Raw genomic sequence first — 15,588 nt, forward strand, 5'->3', positions numbered from 1 at the left:
GGGCAGCTGGAGCTTTCGTTGGCTTACGCATGGTCCTTCTCCAAAATAAGGGGGACCGAAAGTCCTATTTGCGGTGCCTGGAGAGCGGCTTGATCAGGGCTGGCAGGCTCAGCTGTCCGCTGTGCTGGCACGCCAGAGCAGGATGCGCCGTTCGAGTCCGTGTGCTTCATCATCTTCATGCACAGGCCCATCATGAGTGCGCAGGGCAACACCGCGAGAAGTGTGGAGAGCGCTCCAAGGGTTGCCAGCCGGTCCCAGCCAGCCGTCAGGCCCACTGCGACAAATGCGCCAGATGCGGCACCCAGCCAGAATTTTTGGCGAACTGCCCAGTGATTGAGAGCAAACCGTTGTGGTGTGCCGAAGATAGTTGTCGAAGATGTTTTCATCATGTGTTCCTCTTGTGATCTGGATGTCCGGGAGTGCCAGCTGAAACAGGCCCTCGGGATCTATTCCCTGGTTGCGGCCCACGCATGGACGGGCGCAGCCAGTTAGGCCGGCACGCGTGCAGCAGGGGGCAGACTATGGGTGACCGCTTGCCGATTAGGTGTTGCGGCGGATTGTCAGATCAGAAAACGACAGTCGCGGATAGACAGCGGCGGCGAGATGGCTCTGAGCAGGCCGGGGGGAGGCTGAACGGATAGCGTTGCAGCGAAGGCGCCAGAAGAGGCAGGAAGAAGGCCAATGCTCCGCAAGCCTGCGGCGTGCGGGAAGGCCTTGAGTTTGTGAACAAGCGGCACGTTGCTGCTGGCGCTCACCTGTACTGCGCACAGGGTTGGCAGTGCTGCATCGATCTGTGTGCAGTCCGCGTACGCCGTCTGCACACTGGTCGTTGACCCAGCGTCACCCATGAACGTCGGCGAACACCCGTACGCCGCCGAAGCCAGCTGCATGAACAGCAGGCTCAGCATTGCCGCAAGGGCAATAAGGAGGCGTTTCGTACGACTTGTTCTCATGAGCATGTGGGCAAGCCCTTTGGGGCCGGGTTCTTGCAGGCAAACCAGCTTAACCTCAACTTTGTTACTTTAAACCTTTTCACAATGGAAAGGTCAACAGGGACCTGTAATGTGGCCCCAGAAGCAGGCGAACTGATCCAGACGGCCACGCGGGCGATCCGCAACCGGATGACTGTGCAGGCGCTGGCCGACCAGTTGTTTCCCTAAGCGTACATGGGCGCTCCCTGGCACAGCTGATACCCACATTCGTCGGCCGCCCTGTGTCGAGTCGGCCCGGGGAGCCTCCCCGGGCCGACTCGACATTCACCGCCGGTATCACTGCTACTGCACAAGGATGCTCGCATACACCCGCTGCGCCCAGTGGCGTCCATATCCATGACCTGGCGTTTCGCTTGTCATCGAAGAAACGCTAGGATGGGAAATGCGTCGATAACGACCTTCAAACACACTGTCCAGAAACGATGTGGGCCAGGCCAATGACCCCTTGATCAGTTGTGTTTGGACTTCCGAAAGATGCTCCCAGGTAGCAAACGGCTCATGCTGTGTGAGGAGCAATGTGGAGAGCGCCTTGGCGCTATCCGACGTATCCACTTCGAGCAAGACAAAGGCCGTCGAATCTTTGCGGGCAACGTGGCAGACAATACAACGGGGGTTACCGTCAGCCAGCAGGTGCTTGGAGTGGCCTTTTACGGCGGGCAGTTTATACATCATTCGGTGCAAGTGGCGGCATCCCGGCATGCTCACCAAATGCCTGACCATGGTGTCAAAAAGGGTAAACCTTTCGGCGTATAAGTGGGCATCGTCGCTCTCGTCGTCCAACCCGGCATAGTCTGCCGAAGGGATCACGCCCTGAACGCTCGCCTCATCGGTACTAACGACCACCAAACCACCAAGTTCCGGCGACTTGGCTTTCTCGCCTTCACCTTTGTGTCCTCGCGCACCTTTCCCCTTGCCGATGCGGGTCGTTTGAAACGGGTTCGCAAACATCAATGAAACGGCTTTGGGGTCGAGCCGAACCTCAGCGCGATCCGCATCAGGCACTTGCTCATCATCGATCTCAATCTCCGACTCTGGTGCGGATGCGGACGGTGCCACAGGGCCTGTGCCTGCTTGAGCGGTGACGTACTTCGGATCAAGAAAATCCACCTGCGCCGGACAGTGACAGGTGAGATTGGTGATGCCGTGCACTTCATAGACAAAGAACGCTTTTTCCTTTTGATCGAAATGGCCACGACAGGTCAGCCTCACACCTTCCAACAAGGGCGGATCAAACTGGAAGCGCCACACACGATAGCCATTGGCGTCATGGCCATTTTGCAGCTGATGGACGGCAATGCTCTCAAATGAGCGGCGGGCATCAGCGTCGAGCAATATCCAGCCCAGCACACGCCGCAGCGCATGCTCCCTTCTAACAAAAAGAGGCAACGTACAATTGGGCAGGATATCGATACTGGCGCGCTCTTCGGTCTGGATCCACTGGATGCCAAACTCCTGGGCAAGCCCCTGATGAATCAGAGCGAGCCGGGCAAGATAAGCGTGAGGAAAAAATAACACCCGTGCCAATTCCAGTTGGGGCAGATAATGGGTGATGCCATGCTGCTCAAATACGAAGCAAAGCGCTTGAGCATCGCCCTGTCTGGCGACCGCAGCGATAGGACAACTTTTGATGGGCGCCACGCGCCACTGCCTTGTACTTTCGATACTCACTTTCAGCTCAAACCCTGCGGGGCGCGCCTCAGCGGTAGGGTTTAATACCCGGCGCCTTGCCAGAGCAGGCAGTTGCGAGATGCCGAGGTACTGTCTTTCCTGGCTGGGCATCAGCTTGACGTTGATCCGCCAATCCGCGCTATCGAGTCGGCGAAACAAAGCGCCTATTTCTTTGACAGTACTGTTATTTTCAATGCCTTTGAATTTCATGCGCGATGGACAGTTTTTCCAGGTAACCCCGGGCGGGTTCTTTCAGCCGCTGCTCGTTAAGCCCCGCGCCACGAAGCAGTCGCCATCGGGGTGGTGTCAAAAATTCCTTCCGTAGCGCTTCATAGGTAGTGTGCAGTCGCCTGAGCTGGTACTGCGCGATGCTTTCCGCACGGTCGGACAAGAAGGTGGCCAGAAGGGGCATTTTATACAGGTTTTTCTCGATCGTAGATCGACCTCCAAGCTGCTTCAGATAGTAGGACTTGGAGCGGCGCGGCCCATGGTTATCAGCCTGGAGCGCAGCGGCAAGGTGTTGCAGTGCAAGACAATATTGCGTATCGCGCTGATGCCAATCCACCCGCGGGGTGCGCCGAGCGGGCGGTGCGCCGACATACTGGCGATTCACCTCAAGCAGCCAGCCATGGCGCTTTCGATACAACCTTGCGTACAATGCAGGATCAAGCCTCCTGGCCTGTTTGGGAGTGCTTTGCGTGAGCAGGCTTATCCAGCGCGACTGATCGCCATCGATTTCCTGTCGGTCATCGGCGCAACTTGGGGTATGCCGCGAAACGCTGTTGGCCGGATACCGGCGCGCACGCTCAATGACCTCGCGGATCTGCCAGCTACCGTCAAGAAGCGCATGATTGACGACGATATGCTGCAGGTAGCTAAAGCTCTTTCGGTGCTTACAAAATAAGGCTACCAGCCAATCGGATTCGCTTCCTATTGACGCCTCACCAATAAAATGAAATCGCGCCAACCATGCCACCGGCCAAATCTGCATCACCCGCGCTCTCACCTGCCGATGATCGATTTGCGATTGGCCCCGACAGAGGCCAAGCTGGCCAGCAAGGTGTCGGTAGTAGGCCGTCCATTGATCCGGTGAGGGGGACGGTCGAGCAGGCAGGCGAAGCAGTTGGCGCACTTGGCGCTCGACCCAGAGCGAGGCGGATTCACCCGCTGGTTGCTCGACCGCCGGACAATAGTCGGGTGATGCCGCGATGAACCGGTGGCGCTGCACGGCGGGTCTGGCAATGTGCGCTTCAACCAGCATCCCGTGGTCCGGGCACATATCCACTCCAGCCACCTGCCACGCTCTTTGCCAAAAGTATTCTCCTCGTTGGGCCTGCTGGCCAGCCAGGCATCCAGGGCAATAGCGGATGTAAGACGGTATCTTGATGCGAGAGGCCGCCACCCCTAACGCCAGATGCACCGCGCCGTGTGCACGGCCAGCCATTTGCATCATGCAGCGTTTGCGCCGATCCTCGGGGACAAACGGGGCATAAATCGGAAACAACGTATGCTCGTAGATCAATTTCTCCAGGGTGAATCCGTCGGGCAACCATCGCAATAGCGCAGACAGCTGATTGGGCAGGTCTAGCGTTGCGATAACACCACGACTTCCAAAGACCTCGCCCAGCAACTGCTTGGGGCTGATCAGTCCATGGCGCACCCCTGCTCTTGCCACCACGCTGTAGAGCAATTCGTCTGGGTACGGAACCGGGAAATTGAGCAAGCGTTGCTACGCGAAGGCATCCGTCCAGCCTTGCGTATCGAATAGGCACTCTTCACGACCGACCCCTTCCAGAAACGCATTCTCATCAGTGGACTGGGAGTGCACAAAGCGCAAGTCATTCGATGCGAGCGTATGCCAAGCCGTCTGTTTCACCCGCGGTGGTTTGGCTGCCAACCGCGCGGGCTTGGATTTTTCAGCATCCTGATACCAGTTAAGGATCAAGGGCATCATGTCCTTCATGGCCAGCCCGGGAAAACGCTCAAACACCCGATTGATCAGCGGTTCGAGCAAGCTCGACGCGCACCCCAAATCAACCAGCAAGTTGTGCAAACGAATCGCCTGCTCATTGCCCGGGTACAAGGCGGTGGCATCCAGACGCTCCTGCTTGCTGTGCAACAGACTACCCAACTCCAGAATCTTCTTGTCCACATCGGGAATCGTCAAATCCGAGTAGCGGGCAATCCGCATCACATCACCCGAGCGGATCGCATCGATCATGGGATGAATCGGCTTTAGCTCATCCTGATAGACTTTTTCCATCAGGGCCGGCGTAATGCGTTCAATGCCTGTGACGACCGCTCTGATTTGAGACAGGACAAACAGCTTGATGACCACATCCATGATGCCTTGAGAGAGGTCATACCAGACATCGCGGATGTCATCGGGCATCTCGGGGGCCGCTTTGGTGAGCCATTGATACCTCCACAACCGGCCAGTGAACGCGCCCCACTCGGTACGCAAGGCATCCTCATCGGCGGCGGGCTTGCTGATTGGCTCCCACAATATCGAGCCAAACCCGGCGCCGCGACGCGCCGAGCGCAGATCCAGCTCAAAGATCGGCCTGGCTTTGGGCGTACCCACCATCACCACGGGCACCGAAATCTCATTGACCAAGGTGACGAAAAAGTTGAGCATACGTTCAGCGCCGCCCGAGTTTCGCACGCTCAGATGCTGAATCTCATCGATCACCAACAGGCCTATGGCGTGCGTGTTGGCAATATGCGCCATCACGGCGATCAGCGTTTCCACGCTATGGCGCTTCTCGACATAACGACGCACGTAGTTCGTGGCCAGCACCGCATCAATTTCCCGGAAAAAATTGTGGCATAGACTTTTCAGCGAACCGTCATGGGGGCAGTCAATTTTAAGAAATACAATCTGGGTGAAGTTGTGCTGCTTGTGGTAGATGAGCTGCGGGTAGGTCGCCAATATGCGGTTGATCGAACTGGTCTTGCCCGAGCCCGAGCAGCCAATAAAGGCCAGGCTCTTGGCAGTCGATTGCACGTGTTCAAACCGAAAAACACCCAGATCGCCCAGCATGATGCGCTCATAGCCATTCTGGATGTGGGCGTTGAGCGCTCCGGTGGCCAGGTTTCTGCCCACATAGCCCTGCCTGAGCAGGATGGAAAGCTTTGACTCCAGTTCGATGTGGCGCGATAACGGCTGAAAAAAGCGATCCAGCAACTGGGCGATGACGTGGATTCTCGTCTGGCCATCCAGATAGGCATCGGTGGGGCGAAAAGCAATCTGGCCCGATAGCCCGTCGCGCAGCTGGCGCTTATCCAGTATGGGCGGCAAGGCCTCGATCAGGGGGTTTCCCTGATATTGGCTCACGCCGGTATCGCTATACATGGCCTGAACCATGCCTTGGGGCAGCGTCACGTGTCGTCCTCAAACAAAACATCCAGGAAATCGGGAAAGGCCCCATCTTCGGGCTCGGGCTGCAAATAGATGACCTGCGATGTGGGCTTGCTCTCTTTGCCGCCCTCAGGTTGCGCCGATGATCGATGATGCTTACGCTCCATCTCACGAGCCCGCTCCCGATTCTTGCTCATGCCCGCCAGGGCCTGCGCCTTTGAGTCGCCCAAGCTCGCGGGGCGAAGCCTCTGTGCCTGATCGATGGTCGCCTGAATGCGGCGATCCAGATTTCTTTTGCTTTCCCGCTCCTGCAACTGGGCCGATGCGGTTGTTCTCCGTTGTGCCTTCTGACTTGCCCATAGCTCCCACATGGATTGATCACGGTACTGTCTGGAGCGATCCGTCAAGGTGCAACGCCAGTAGTCCGACTGAGCTGAGTCAGGGTAAACATAGATCGTATTCGCACTTGCCGGATCATAGGCGGCCATCATCGTGTTGGGCCGCTCTTGTCTTGTTCTGTGCAGCCAGCCAGAGACCATCAGTTCCCTGCACGAGTAAAAGGCGCCAAAACACCGGATACCATAGTCCGATACCGTCACCTTGACGCGAGGCAACAGCGCTAATTTCAACGCCTCGTCGGCAACCGTTCTCAAGCGTCCGCTTCGGTGCGCAATGCCCCAGCGCCAGAGGTTGATGGGAACACTAGAAAGCGTATCGGGCATATCCGGCTCGCGGTCATATTTGACCAACACGGCATGCAAATTTCGATGCAGAATTGATCCCAGTATGATTTGCGTAAAGTCATTCAATGTCAGGGTGGCATCCAGCCGATAATCCTTGCCGCCTCGCTTTTTGACGATGGTGCCCGTGACGACGCCCGGCGCAAACGGCTTGAAGTCTGCCTGGATCGTATGAAAGTGGCGCTCCACAATGCCTTTGGCGTCGCCCCGATAGGGTGGCGTATTTTCGATCCTGACGCCAAAGGCTTGCTCCAGATATTCGATCTGGTGGCCCAGCAGCTCGCCACGATCGGCAAGAATCGCATCGGGCAGCCCGACCGAGGGCCAGTCCTCGGAGGCTATCTCGTACCCATACGCGCGGCACAACTGCGCCTTGTCGGTCATGGCATTGGCCAAAGCCAACACGGCGGTCGCGTAGGACGGGTTTTCAAGCCCCACATAAAACCCGGCGATCAACCTGCTGTAGACATCCACCACGACATACAGTGTCGGGCGTCCGATGATTTTCCGCCTGTCAGCGGACAACAGGTATATGTCGGCGATTGTCGCATCAATCTCATAGCGGGCACCCGGTCCATGAGCGCCTGCAGTGGCCGTGCCATGTATCGGCCGGATGTCCTTCTGATACTCAATTTTGTTGGCTTTCAACCGGATGCGCTCGGCGCGAAGGTACTCGCGTTCATAAAAAAAGCGAAGCTGCGCCACGGTCGGAAAGTCCGTTTTCTCAACGTCGGGGTAAGACGCCTCGTACATGTCCTCAAAACGGCGGTGGGTATAGGGCAAAGAGCGACCCTTATCCGTCAGATAGTGGCGGTCGAGCACAATCCGGAACATCCGTTCAATATCGGCGTTGATCGTGGCGCCCGTGCCCGGCGACACGCTTCTGGGGCGGCCCAGCTTCTTTCTGGAACTCTTACGCTTTTTCCCTTTGGCGCCGCAATGCTTGTAGTCTGGCAACAGCGCGTTTGGTGTGCCGCCACGCTGCCAGTATTGGCGTAAAAGAGCATAAATCGTTTTCGGTGCCGCGCCTGATCTGTCCGCAGCCTCCTTGATCAATGCACCCCGGCCTCGTCGACGCACGATGTCGGGATGCTTGATCAGGGCTTCAATCACTGCGAAGCGCTGGTCTCGAATCTGCTGAGAAACCGAGCCCTGCACGGGCAATTGCGACGCCAAGTCAGCAAACGGATCATCGACCTTTCTCAGGGTTTCTGAGAGAATCTCCGCCTCGACTTGCGAGACGGGTATGCGCTCAGGCAGGGTGCTGCCCGAGTCGATATCGATCCACGTATACCTGCCCTCGGAGATCAGGAGAACACGATATCGGGCTTTTCCATGCGCCACCACATCATTGATTCGCAGCACAGCGATCCCTCAACGCGTGAATATCCGACGAGGCATGCAGGTCACCCACCACAAGATCCGCCCAGGGCCTTCTGATATCAAAGAGCACCATTCTCATTGCCAGATGCGTGCGGGTCTTTTGCAGCGACTCGCCCAATTCCAGCGAATAGGCCTGATCCAGCCTCATTGCGGCCTCGGATAACCGTAGTGCCGGATTCTGCGAAAAATAGTTCAGATACAGGGGTGCCACATCAAGGAGGCCTTCGATGTCCCCCAACGGCGTTTGAGCGGGGTACAGCCATTCGATATTCTTGGCCACCGCCTTGGGTATCTGTTTTTCCGTGAGTAAATACCACGGCACGCCTTTCATCTCCCAATAGCGACGCTCGATCTCCAGCTTTTCAACGACTCTATGCTTGAGAAGGTCTGACGAGGGCTTAACTTGAACCGCCATTCTAGGCAGGCTCGGCATGCTGGTATCCACGAGGAAGTCCGTCGACATGACCCGAAGCTTGCCACCCACCTCCGGGTGACGGATACCCGCCTTGGCGGCAAGCTCAACCGTATCGGTCATCCTGAGCGGGTACTGTTCTCGAATGTCGGTTACGGCGGGGTGCCAGTCGAACAGAAAAAAAGCCGCCAACTCCAGGTCTGAAAGCAGATGGTGCGTTCGCTGCGCCTGAAATCCCCACACGCGGTGGGATCTTCCCGAAGAAGGCAGATCCCTCACCGTCAGCCACGGCCGATAATCTTTGCCAACACCCGCGCCTCGCCCTTGCTTAATCCATTTCTCGGTACGGGCATCAAGGTTGGAACCGGCCATGGTCAGCGTCATTCTCGTATCAAAGTCATGCCTGGAATTTACCAACTTTATTCGTAAATTACCAACTTTATTCTCAAGTTACCAACTTTATTATCCGACGACACCCCCGCTCAACACGCCAGCTTCAATCACTCCACCGTCACGCTCTTGGCCAGGTTACGTGGCTTGTCTACGTCCGTACCCCGGGCGCACGCCGTGTGATAGGCCAGCAGCTGCAAAGGCACAGTATGCAAGATAGGAGACAAGCGCCCATAGTGCTCTGGCATGCGGATGACGTGCATGCCGGTGGCGCCGACAATCTGCGTGTCGGCATCCGCAAACACATAGAGTTCGCCGCCTCGTGCCCGCACTTCCTGCATATTGGATTTCAGTTTTTCCAGCAACTCGTCGTGCGGCGCCACTGTCACTACAGGCATGGCATCGGTTACCAGAGCCAGCGGGCCATGCTTAAGCTCACCCGCGGGATAGGCCTCTGCATGGATGTAGCTGATTTCCTTCAGCTTCAGCGCGCCTTCGAGGGCAATCGGGTAATGCATGCCACGGCCCAGAAACAAGGCGTTTTCTTTGCTGGCAAAGCGCTCGGCCCAAGCGATGATCTGGGGCTCCAGCGCCAGCACGGCAGAGATGGCGGCCGGCAGGTGGCGCAAGGCTTTCAGGGCGTCGCGCTCGGCGTCTTCTGCCAGGTGGCCTTTGGCCTGGGCCAGTGTCAGGGTAAGCAGATAAAGCGCGGTTAACTGAGTGGTAAAGGCCTTGGTGGAGGCGACGCCGATCTCGACACCCGCGCGGGTAATAAACGCCAACTTGCACTCACGCACCATCGCACTGGAGGCCACATTGCAAATGGTGAGGGTATGCGCCATACCCAGGCTGCGCGCGTGTTTCAGGGCCGCCAGAGTATCGGCGGTTTCACCCGATTGCGAGATGGTGACAACCAGGGTGCGCGGGTTGGGCACACTGGTGCGATAGCGGTATTCGCTGGCGATTTCAACGTTCACCGGGATGCCCGCCACGGATTCGATCCAGTAGCGCGCCGTCAGGCCCGCATAGTAACTGGTGCCGCAGGCCAGAATCAGTACGCGGTCGATCTCTTTAAACACGGCATGCGCGCCATCCCCAAAGAGCTCTGGCATGATGGCGTCGATATCCTGCAGGGTATCGCCCACCGCACGGGGCTGCTCGAAAATCTCTTTTTGCATGAAATGACGATAGGGGCCGAGTTCGGCCTCACCCGTATGTGCCTGCACCGTGTGCACCGCACGCTCTACGGCCTGGCCCTGCGCGTCGGTCACCCATACGCGCGACAGCTGCAGATCCACGACATCACCGTCTTCGAGATAGATGATCTGATCGGTGGTGCCGGCCAACGCCAGGGCATCCGAAGCCAGATAGTTGCCCTGATCGCTGCAGCCAACCACCAGCGGCGAGCCCTGGCGCGCACCCACCACACGGTGAGGTTCTTCGGCACAAAACACTGCAATGGCGTAAGCACCTTCCAGCCGGCGGGTGGCTTGCTGAACAGCCGCCAGCAGATCACCGTCGTACAGATGGTCTACCAGATGGGCAATCACCTCGGTATCTGTCTGGCTGTGAAACACATAGCCGGCGGCTTGAAGCTCGGCGCGCAGGGCGTCGTGGTTCTCGATGATGCCGTTATGCACCAGCGCCACACGAGGGGCACCGTTTTCAGGGCCTGAAAAATGTGGATGAGCGTTGTGCGTCAGCGGTGCGCCATGCGTGGCCCAGCGGGTATGGGCAATGCCGGTGAGACCCTCCACACGATCCTGCTTGGCCTGGGCGGCAAGCTCGGCCACGCGCTGGGTGCTGCGCACCCGCTGCAGGCCTGTGCCGGTGTGCACTGCCACCCCGCAGGAATCGTAGCCACGGTATTCAAGCCGTCTCAGGCCCTCGAGCAAAACGGGAACAATGTTATGACGCGCAACTGCGCCCACGATGCCGCACATGGCAACACTCCTGTCAGTGGTAAGGCGCAGCCCGGGAATCACAGGGCCGAACCTGAAGGTTTTCGCTATTGTGTCCTGCCCGCAAAGAAATTTGATTTCTATTTTTTCTCGATTATGAAATAATATTTCAATATCTAATTAGTATGAAATTTAATTTCATACCTGCCAGATATTTACTACTCTGGCTCAAAATGAACCACAGCCATCCGCGGAATCTTCTACCCAGGCCATGACACCCGGCACCTCTCCATACACGCTGGACGATCTTGATCGCCGAATACTGGATCAGTTGCAGCGGGATTCTTCTCTCAGCAACCTGCAACTGGCCGCCCGGGTGCACGCATCCGCCCCTACATGCTTGCGGCGCGTACGCAAGCTCAGGCAATCCGGGCTGATTGTGCGCGAAACCGCGCTGCTGGATGCCACCCGGCTGGGTAATCCCATCACCGTCATCATCGAGGTCTCACTGGATGCTCAGGCAGCCTCCCAACTGGATGCCGTCGAAGCCCATCTGATTCAGGATCCCGCCATTCAGCAGTGCTATCGCGTCAGCAGCGGACCTGATTTCATCCTTGTGGCACGCCTGGCCGATATGCAGGCGTATCAGGATCTGGCCCTCAGGCGCCTGACCGGAGACCCCCGAGTACGCAATGTTCGTAGTTTCTTTGCCACACAATGCAGCAAATTTGACCCTCGAATTGTGATTCCGGGCAGCATATACCCTACGTCCGGGTAAATACTTATGCTATAGTAGCGGATTGCTTGTTTTCTGACCTCCTGACCTTGGTTTTCTTTAGGGTTGATTCGGTCGGCACATGCGACTGACTCTTGCGCGGCAGACATCCGCTGCAACAACCCGGCAGCCGGCACTTTTACGCCCGGCGCTCCATGCCCGTATTGGCGGGCACAAGGAAACCATGTCTTTTGACTCTCTGGGGCTTGGCCCCAAGCTCGTGTCCGCCCTAAGCGAACAGGGCATCGACACCCCCACCTCCGTACAAGCTGCGGCAATCCCGCAGGCACTGAGTGGCCACGATTTGATGGTGTCCTCTCAAACCGGTAGCGGCAAAACTGCCGCCTTCATGTTGCCCGCCCTCGAGCACCTCAGCCATCGCAGCACGGCCGGCGGCCGTGGCGTGCAGGTGCTGGTGCTGGCCCCTACCCGAGAACTCGCCATGCAGGTGGCTGACGCCGCCCGAGCCTACGCCAAAAATCTGGACGGCCTGCGTATCGCCACCGTTGTGGGCGGCATGCCTTATGGCGCACAGATCAAATCGCTGTCGCGACGCGTCGACGTGCTGGTGGCCACACCGGGCCGCCTGATCGATCACCTGCAGGCACGACGGGTCAATCTGTCTACTGTTCAGACATTGGTGCTGGACGAAGCCGACCGCATGCTGGACATGGGCTTCATCGAAGACATCGAAACCATTGTGGCCGCCACGCCCAACGACCGCCAGACCCTGCTGTTCTCAGCCACGTTGGACGGCACAGTGGCGCACCTGGCTGCCAATCTGATGCACGAGGCCCAGCGCATCGAGATCTCGGCACCCCAACAACAACACACCAACATCACGCAGCATCTGCTGTACGCCGACGATCGCGCCCACAAGCTGCGTTTGCTGGACCACCTGCTGCGCGACACTTCGCTGGATCAGGCCATCGTGTTTACCGCCACCAAACGCGGCGCCGACGATCTGGCCGATCACCTCTCTGGCGAAGGTTTCGCGGCTGCAGCCTTGCATGGCGACATGAACCAGCGCCAGCGCACCCGCACCCTGGGGATGATGCAAAACGGCCGTGTCCGCGTACTGGTGGCCACTGACGTCGCCGCCCGTGGCATCGACGTCCAGACCATCACTCACGCAGTCAACTACGATCTGCCCATGCAGGCCGAAGACTACGTCCACCGCATTGGCCGTACCGGCCGTGCCGGACGTCATGGCGAAGCCATCACCCTGGCCGTGTCCTCCGAGCGTCATAAAGTACGCCGCATCGAACAATTCATCGGCCAGTCGATTCCTATGTCTACCATCCCGGGCCTGGAACCCAAGCAGGCCGTACGGCCCACCTGGAAAGACCGCCCCGCCAATGGGAAGGGTCGCCCACATCAAGGCAAGCCAGGTGGTTACCAGGGAAAACCAGGCGCCCATGCCGGCAAACCGGGTGGTTATCAAGGCAAGCCAGGTGGTCGCCCAAGCACCAAGCCCTGGCATCGTGATGCCGCGCCAACCGACAACGACACGCGTCCGGCCCGCGCACCCCGTGCACGTCACGCAGGCGCACCCAGCTGGGCAGCCGACGAATCATCCGCACGTGCACCACATGCACACCGTAGCGACAGCCGCCCTGAGTACGCCGCACGCCGCAGCGACAGCCGTCCCGAGCACGCCCCCCGGCGCGCAGACAGCCGCCCTGAGTACGCACCGCGTCGTGCAGAAGGCCATACGGATCACGCCAGCCGTGGCCCACGTGGCGACAAAGTAGGCGCCAAGGCCGGCTTTAAACGCCAGGCACGCCAAGAGCAAACCACACGGCCCAGCAGCCGCCCACGTTTTGCCTAAGGCCAGGCTGTTTGCCTGCTAAAGCCCGCTGCTGATACAGCAAGGCCTGAGTCCAGTACCTCACTGCACTCAGGCCTTTTCTTTTGCCCTGCTCATTTTGCTATGCTTTGCGCCTATGACTGAACTGCCTTCTGTCCAGATGCCCACGGGCTTGCCTGCCCCAGACCCCGTCGCCCACGACCACAGCCTGCGGGTGCAGGCCATGTTGCTTGAGAAAATACAGGCAGCAGGCGGCTATCTGCCATTTGAGGCCTGGATGCAGGCCGCGCTGTACGAGCCGGGGCTGGGCTACTACAGCGCCGGCAGTACCAAGCTGCACGCAGGGGGTGATTTCACCACTGCACCGGAAATCAGCCCGCTGTTTGGCCAGGCGCTGGCCAGCCAAGTGACCTGGGTGCTGCAGGCCAGCCACAGCCTTGATGTGCTGGAGTTCGGCGCGGGCTCCGGTGCGTTGGCGGCCGCGTTGCTGCCTGCCTTGCAGGCGCGCGGCTTAACGGTACGCTATCAGATCATCGAGCTCTCGGCCGATCTTCGGGCGCGCCAGCAACAGCGGCTGGCCCCCTGGGCCAATCAGGTGCATTGGCTGGATCAGCTGCCCGATGCATTTGCCGGTTGCGTGCTGGCCAACGAGGTATTGGATGCCATGCCGGTATCCGTGTTTCGCTGGACAGACACCGGCCAACTGGAAACCTTGGGTGTGATGGCTGCCCCGCAGGCCAACACGGCCAGCCCATTTGCCTGGGCCGCGCAGCCGGCAGATGACCATCTGCGCACCACTGTAGCCGCACGGCTGCCAGTTTTGCCTGGTTATCAGTCAGAAATCAACGGACAGGCCGAGGCCTGGATACGCCAAATGGGCACCTGGCTGCGATGCGGCGCTGCCATCCTTATTGATTATGGCTTTCCACAAGCCGAGTACTACCACCCCCAGCGACTGCAGGGCACCCTGATGTGCCATTTTCGCCATCACGCACACGACCAGCCACTGGTTCTTCCCGGTTTGCAGGACATCACCGCACACATCGACTTCACCGCGATGGCGGATGCCGCGATGGCAGGCGGGCTGGACGTGTTGGGCTATACCTCGCAGGCGCGCTTTCTGATGAACTGCGGCCTGATCGAACTTATCGGCACACTGGCGCAAGAACCTGCTGATCACGCCCGGCAGCACACGGCCATCAATACGCTGGTGTCAGAAGCCGAAATGGGTGAGTTGTTCAAAGTGCTGGCGGTGGGGCGTGGGCTGGACGGCCCGCTACCGGGCTTCTTGCGCGGCGACCGGCGCGACCGGCTGTGACTGCGGCGTCTGCGCACCAACCGTCAGGCCAAAGCTATTAAACAAGCGGCGCGTCGCAAAATCAGGCAGGCCGGCAGTCAACAGGGCAATATCGGGCGCCGGTGAATGTTCTGCATTCGCCGGGCAAGGCAACAGGCTGCGTGCCTGTCTGGCAATGGCTTCAGCAGGGTCCAGCCAATCCACCGGCCAAGGCGCCAGGCGCCGAAAGACATTGGCCAGAAACGGATAATGTGTGCACCCCAGCACCACAATATCCGTTTGCCGACCCGCATCACAAACAAAGCACGGCGCAATCTCCGCCGCGATTTCCTCATCGTCCACAGGCTGCCCGCGTACATAGGCTTCAGCTGCCTGGGCCAGGCGGGTGGAGCCCACCAGCCGAACCTGGCACTGCGAGGCAAATGAACGGATCAATCCGCGGGTGTAATCCCGCTGCACGGTACCCGGAGTGGCCAGCACGGATACCAGCCCCGAGCGGGTGCGCTCGGCTGCAGGCTTGATGGCGGGGACGGTACCCACGAAACGGGTCTCGGGATAGCGAGCTCTCAAGGCTGTACCGGCCACGGTAAATGCAGTATTGCAGGCAATCAGGCACAAGGCGGGCCGCCATTGGGCGAGCAAGGCGCCAATCAACTGCAGCACATGATCCCGCAATGCGTCCTCGGCCCAGCTGCCGTATGGAAACGCGGCATCATCCGCCACATAGACAAACGTGCGCTCGGGCATCAACAAGCGGGCCTCGCGCAAAACCGTCAGCCCGCCGATGCCGGAATCAAACACCAGCACGCACTGCCCGGCACCTGCTGCCGGATAAAGATCGTCAACCATATTGTTTTGA

Annotated in this window: 12 protein-coding genes; 3 read left to right on the forward strand and 9 right to left on the reverse strand. The window is 58.8% G+C overall.

Features of this window, described 5'->3' with window-relative positions:
* Positions 1-23: 23 nt before the first annotated feature.
* The 8 genes from ABS758_RS01445 to glmS form a co-directional block, all read right to left on the reverse strand.
* On the reverse strand, positions 24-389 hold the full coding sequence (locus ABS758_RS01445; RefSeq protein ID WP_350379895.1) for a hypothetical protein: 366 nt from the start codon (positions 387-389) through the stop codon (positions 24-26).
* Positions 390-560: 171 nt separating this feature from the next.
* A complete protein-coding gene (locus tag ABS758_RS01450) occupies positions 561-908 on the reverse strand; it encodes a hypothetical protein (RefSeq protein ID WP_350379897.1) in 348 nt (115 codons plus the stop codon).
* 366 nt (positions 909-1,274) lie between these two features.
* On the reverse strand, positions 1,275-2,870 hold the full coding sequence (locus tag ABS758_RS01455; protein ID WP_350379900.1) for a Tn7-like element transposition protein TnsE: 1,596 nt from the start codon (positions 2,868-2,870) through the stop codon (positions 1,275-1,277).
* Positions 2,851-4,383: a TnsD family Tn7-like transposition protein gene (locus ABS758_RS01460; protein WP_350379902.1), complete on the reverse strand. Its 1,533-nt coding sequence runs from the start codon at positions 4,381-4,383 to the stop codon at positions 2,851-2,853. The genes ABS758_RS01455 and ABS758_RS01460 overlap by 20 nt, the downstream gene beginning before the upstream one ends.
* 6 nt (positions 4,384-4,389) lie before the next feature.
* A complete protein-coding gene (locus ABS758_RS01465) occupies positions 4,390-6,045 on the reverse strand; it encodes an AAA family ATPase (protein WP_350379905.1) in 1,656 nt (551 codons plus the stop codon).
* Positions 6,042-8,126 (reverse strand): TnsB C-terminal domain-containing protein, encoded by a 2,085-nt coding sequence (locus tag ABS758_RS01470; protein ID WP_298016068.1) that lies wholly within the window; start codon positions 8,124-8,126, stop codon positions 6,042-6,044. Before ABS758_RS01470 ends, ABS758_RS01465 begins: the two co-directional genes overlap by 4 nt.
* Positions 8,110-8,940, reverse strand: a complete 831-nt coding sequence (locus tag ABS758_RS01475; RefSeq protein WP_350389042.1) for a TnsA endonuclease N-terminal domain-containing protein — start codon at positions 8,938-8,940, stop codon at positions 8,110-8,112. Before ABS758_RS01475 ends, ABS758_RS01470 begins: the two co-directional genes overlap by 17 nt.
* A gap of 116 nt (positions 8,941-9,056) precedes the next feature.
* Positions 9,057-10,889 (reverse strand): glutamine--fructose-6-phosphate transaminase (isomerizing), encoded by a 1,833-nt coding sequence (gene glmS, locus ABS758_RS01480; RefSeq protein WP_350379978.1) that lies wholly within the window; start codon positions 10,887-10,889, stop codon positions 9,057-9,059.
* A gap of 229 nt (positions 10,890-11,118) precedes the next feature.
* Between glmS and ABS758_RS01485 the strand changes: the two genes are divergently transcribed.
* From ABS758_RS01485 to ABS758_RS01495, 3 genes are all read left to right on the forward strand, one after another.
* Complete coding sequence (locus ABS758_RS01485; protein WP_350379981.1) at positions 11,119-11,625, forward strand: Lrp/AsnC family transcriptional regulator; 507 nt, start codon at positions 11,119-11,121, stop codon at positions 11,623-11,625.
* A 181-nt stretch (positions 11,626-11,806) separates the two neighbouring features.
* Positions 11,807-13,453, forward strand: a complete 1,647-nt coding sequence (locus tag ABS758_RS01490; RefSeq protein ID WP_350379984.1) for a DEAD/DEAH box helicase — start codon at positions 11,807-11,809, stop codon at positions 13,451-13,453.
* Between the two features lie 115 nt (positions 13,454-13,568).
* Positions 13,569-14,750 carry a class I SAM-dependent methyltransferase gene (locus ABS758_RS01495; RefSeq protein WP_350379987.1) on the forward strand — a complete coding sequence of 394 codons (1,182 nt, stop codon included), beginning with the start codon at positions 13,569-13,571 and terminating at the stop codon, positions 14,748-14,750.
* Here the strand turns inward: ABS758_RS01495 and murI are convergent.
* Positions 14,709-15,578 carry a glutamate racemase gene (murI, locus tag ABS758_RS01500; protein ID WP_350379988.1) on the reverse strand — a complete coding sequence of 290 codons (870 nt, stop codon included), beginning with the start codon at positions 15,576-15,578 and terminating at the stop codon, positions 14,709-14,711. The genes ABS758_RS01495 and murI overlap by 42 nt on opposite strands.
* Positions 15,579-15,588 lie beyond the last annotated feature (10 nt).

It is taken from the genome of Castellaniella sp. FW104-7C03, assembly GCF_040276085.1.
GTDB lineage: Bacteria > Pseudomonadota > Gammaproteobacteria > Burkholderiales > Burkholderiaceae_B > Castellaniella.

Bases quoted from the DNA above. Each gene is read 5' to 3' on its own strand.
- ABS758_RS01445 (WP_350379895.1), bottom strand. From the start codon at position 389: ATGATGAAAACATCTTCGACAACTATCTTCGGCACACCACAACGGTTT.
- ABS758_RS01450 (WP_350379897.1), bottom strand. From the start codon at position 908: ATGCTGAGCCTGCTGTTCATGCAGCTGGCTTCGGCGGCGTACGGGTGT.
- ABS758_RS01455 (WP_350379900.1), bottom strand. From the start codon at position 2,870: ATGAAATTCAAAGGCATTGAAAATAACAGTACTGTCAAAGAAATAGGC.
- ABS758_RS01475 (WP_350389042.1), bottom strand. From the start codon at position 8,940: ATGACGCTGACCATGGCCGGTTCCAACCTTGATGCCCGTACCGAGAAA.
- glmS (WP_350379978.1), bottom strand. From the start codon at position 10,889: ATGTGCGGCATCGTGGGCGCAGTTGCGCGTCATAACATTGTTCCCGTT.
- ABS758_RS01485 (WP_350379981.1), top strand. From the start codon at position 11,119: ATGACACCCGGCACCTCTCCATACACGCTGGACGATCTTGATCGCCGA.
- ABS758_RS01490 (WP_350379984.1), top strand. From the start codon at position 11,807: ATGTCTTTTGACTCTCTGGGGCTTGGCCCCAAGCTCGTGTCCGCCCTA.
- ABS758_RS01495 (WP_350379987.1), top strand. From the start codon at position 13,569: ATGACTGAACTGCCTTCTGTCCAGATGCCCACGGGCTTGCCTGCCCCA.
- murI (WP_350379988.1), bottom strand. From the start codon at position 15,578: ATGGTTGACGATCTTTATCCGGCAGCAGGTGCCGGGCAGTGCGTGCTG.